This window comes from Pseudomonas emilianonis, from assembly GCF_023072625.1.
Classification (GTDB): Bacteria; Pseudomonadota; Gammaproteobacteria; order Pseudomonadales; family Pseudomonadaceae; genus Aquipseudomonas; species Aquipseudomonas paraveronii.
Window position 1 is genome coordinate 1 of the sequence record NZ_JAKNRV010000468.1, and the last position, 3,402, is coordinate 3,402.

Below are 3,402 nucleotides of genomic sequence, written 5' to 3' on the forward strand. Positions count from 1 at the left end.
GCCGTCGTCGACGGTGTCGCGGGCCCCCGCGCGCTTGAGCGGCAACGCCAGGTAGACCAGGCCGTCGCGCAGGCTGTCGTCGATATTCAGCGGGCTGGGCGCCAGGTCATCCTGGGGAATATTGAACGGCGTGCCATCGGGCAACAGGCCGCGTGCCGACACAATCGCCAGCTTGCCCTGGGCCAGCAGGCCCTGATCGATCAGCAACTCGGAAAACCCCCAGGCCCCAGCCGACAACGGGCGACTGCGGGCGTCGATCAGGTTTTCCAGGTAACGGTCATGCTGCTGGAAGTGCTGCGTTCCGATGAACATGCCTTCCGACCAGACCACGCGATTGTTCCAGGACATGGGGGCTCCGATTGCTTGTTATTGGGCTGGGCTGGATGGGGAAACCACGACGTCCGCACGCACGGCGCGCACATCGAGGCTGATCTGGTATTCGGTGTATTGGCGCGGCGGCACGTTGAGCACCGTGCGCCATTGCGCGCGGTCCAGCTCGCGATAGCCCACCAACAGGCCGATCTGGCGGGTAGATGGGTCAAGGTCGCGCTGAATGCTCAGTTGCTGGCCGGGCTGCACCATCACTTCGTCCTGATCCAGCAGGTCGAGGCCAAGGGTGGATTGCGCGCGGTCAGCCAGGGCGAAGTAATCCGAACGGCTGAAGGTGGCGGCGTTTTTCAGTTCGAAAATCCGCACTCGCACCGGGGCGGCCTGGCCGTTGGCGCCGGGGTTGAGCCCGGCAATCGCATGAAAGTGCAACTCGACGGCAGCGGTGTTCGCTTCGACCGAGGCCGTTGCTTCGGGTTTGACAGCATCCTTGGCGCACGCTGTCAGCATCAGCAGGGTGGCTACTGCGAGTAAAAACCTGGGAATCATCCTTCGTCCTCAATGACGTACTTAGCTTTCCGTTTTATCCATGGTTGCGACACGCTTCAGCGACGCTGGCGTGCGCTGTGCTCTTCGTAGGCTCGGCTGAATTCGCGGCCGAACAGGTCCTGGAAATCTTCCTGGGCCTCGCGGGAAATATTGCTGTAGAGCTCGGTGAACTGCTGCCAGTACTGGGCCTGGCGCGAGCCGCTGAACAGGCTCGACAGCCCGCCGGGCTTGCCCATGCGCTCTTCCAACTGTGCCGGCTCGAAGCGGCTGAGCAGATGTTTGATCGCCGCTTCCACACCGGCCATTACTGCCAACTGGTGAGCGCGCAGGTCGTCGAAACTGTCACGCACCGCGATGTCCGGCGCCATAAACGCCTGGTTTCCATGACGAAGCAGCAGCAGTAACGCTTCGTCGGCATTTGGGGCGAATTTCAACGGATTGTTTTCCGCTGGCTGGATCATCGTTTGCTGCATGCGGAACTCGCCCTTGAGGCTCGCCCGGGCGCGCAACACGTCAATCAGGCCGTCGACCATCAGCCGGTAGCTGCGGCCGATGCTTTCCATCTGGGCTTCGGCCTGGGCCTTGTCCAGGCGCAGTTGGTCCAGGCCGGCACCGCGCAGAAAGGCTTGCAAAAGATCGGGTTGTTGGCTGTCGGCCACGGAGAGCAAGGGCTCAACCACGGGTGGCGGCGGGACAACGGCCGCGGGAGATGGCGGTGTCGGTGTCGGTGCGCTGACCACGGGAGCTGGCGTGTCGCCAAACAGGTCCCAATCTTCGGGAATGACCGAGCCCGACACGGCAGGTGGTGGTGCAACCGGCACAGCCACCGGGGCTGGCGGGCGGAAGTCGTGTCGCTCGCAAGGCACGTGATCGGCCACGGTCGGCGGCGGCACGGCGGTCGGGCTGAGAAAATCGAACAGGTCCGGCAGGGTGTCCATCGACGACGCGCCCTGGAACTGCGGTGCGATCACCGGTGCGGCGGCCGGTTTACTCACGACGGCGCCCATCAGCGCTTCAAAACTGTTCGGGGAATCCCCGGCAAACGCCTGGCTATCCACGGCTTGCACATTGAAATCGATGCGCGCCTGGATTTCGTAATCACCGATGCGGATCAGCTCGCCATCCTGCAACGGCTCGCTATTGCCCCGACGCAGACGGATGCCGGCGTTAACCAACTCCACGCCATTTGTGCTGTTATCGGTTAAATAATAACGACCATCTTTGTATTGAATTACACAATGTTGCGAGGAAACCAGACGCTCAGGATCAGGCAATACCCAGTCATTATCCGAGCTGCGGCCGATCGCCATCGAACCCTGGTTCAAGGATTTTTCGGCACACTGCCCAGGGGTAATCTTGTGATAACTAGTGATAGTCAAACACAGCGACATCTTGCCTCCTTGCTGATACTTCGCGCGCAGTCGATTCCCGGCGGCAACCTTTCCCGAGGGGTCCCGTCAGGTGCTGCGAACGACCGTCATAACCTGCTTTTACCAGCATGATCGCTGATCTTAACCGGCGTCTGTGAGAAAAATCCTGTTTTAGTCCGCAACCTGACCAATTAGTCGCGCAGCTTGCCAAGCACCGCACATCTGTCACAGAGGGCGAATAGCTTACCTTGACAAGCCATAACTACTACACCAAAAATGCACAACTTCTTGAATACCAGTGATGGCACATTAATGGCGTCGCACTTATATGACCAAGAAAACATGCAAAGTTCATCACGCAACTAATGCATGAATTGCCCGCCATCTAACGGGCCGATAGGGAGATCGATTTCAGTGGATGTGCCGTTGCTGCTCGCTGCCGTTTCCGCGACTTCGCCATGTGGTGAAGACATGGAATATGACGCGCAATTTCTACAATTGGAGCGTGATGCCAAGGGTCAGCCCGAGCGCAGCATGGGCGACTCCATCCTGCCTGCCGAACCGCCGGACTGGCGCAGCATCCAGCAACAAAGTCTCGACTTATTGCAGCGCAGCAAAGACCTGCGCATCACCCATTTCCTGCTGCAAAGCGCCCTCGCCCTCCAGGGTGTGGCCGGGCTGGCCGACGCGCTCACGCTGATCAACGCACTGCTGCGCGAATACTGGGCCGACCTGCATCCGCACCTGGATGCCGACGACGATAACGACCCCACCGTGCGCATCAACGCCCTGTCCGGCTTGACCAGCGACGCGACGATTCGCCTGCTGCGCGAAAGCATCCTCACACGCTCGCGCACCTTCGGCCCCGTGAGCCTGCGCGCCGCGCTGAACGCCAGCGGCCTGATGAGTTTCCCCGACGAACAACTCGGCGCCCAGCAGCTCAACGCCGCGTTCCTCGACAGCGACCCCGAGCAACTGCAAGCCACCCGCGACGCCTTGAGCACCGCGCGTACCGCCTGCGAAGCCATCGAACAACAGGTCAGCGACCAGGTCGGCTCGGCCCAGGGCGTCGACCTCAGCCTGTTGAAGCAACCGCTCAAGCAGGCGCTGCAGATCCTCAGCCAGTTTGTCCCGAGCAGCGAGACCGGCAACCGCG

4 protein-coding genes are annotated in these 3,402 nt (G+C 61.1%); 1 reads left to right on the forward strand and 3 read right to left on the reverse strand.

Going from position 1 to position 3,402, the window contains the following annotated elements; genetic code table 11:
* The 3 genes from tssK to tagH form a co-directional block, all read right to left on the reverse strand.
* The coding region (gene tssK / locus L9Z73_RS27680) for a type VI secretion system baseplate subunit TssK (protein ID WP_247407861.1) at nt 1-348 on the reverse strand (348 nt) is incomplete at its 3' end.
* A gap of 18 nt (nt 349-366) precedes the next feature.
* On the reverse strand, nt 367-876 hold the full coding sequence (gene tssJ / locus L9Z73_RS27685; RefSeq protein ID WP_247407863.1) for a type VI secretion system lipoprotein TssJ: 510 nt from the start codon (nt 874-876) through the stop codon (nt 367-369).
* A 56-nt stretch (nt 877-932) separates the two neighbouring features.
* Nucleotides 933-2,267 carry a type VI secretion system-associated FHA domain protein TagH gene (gene tagH / locus L9Z73_RS27690; RefSeq protein WP_247407865.1) on the reverse strand — a complete coding sequence of 445 codons (1,335 nt, stop codon included), beginning with the start codon at nt 2,265-2,267 and terminating at the stop codon, nt 933-935.
* Between the two features lie 393 nt (nt 2,268-2,660).
* Here tagH and tssA point away from each other — a divergent pair.
* A partial coding sequence (tssA, locus tag L9Z73_RS27695; RefSeq protein ID WP_247407867.1) for a type VI secretion system protein TssA occupies nt 2,661-3,402 on the forward strand: 742 nt, incomplete at its 3' end.

Bases quoted from the DNA above. Each gene is read 5' to 3' on its own strand.
- tssJ (WP_247407863.1), bottom strand. From the start codon at position 876: ATGATTCCCAGGTTTTTACTCGCAGTAGCCACCCTGCTGATGCTGACA.
- tagH (WP_247407865.1), bottom strand. From the start codon at position 2,267: ATGTCGCTGTGTTTGACTATCACTAGTTATCACAAGATTACCCCTGGG.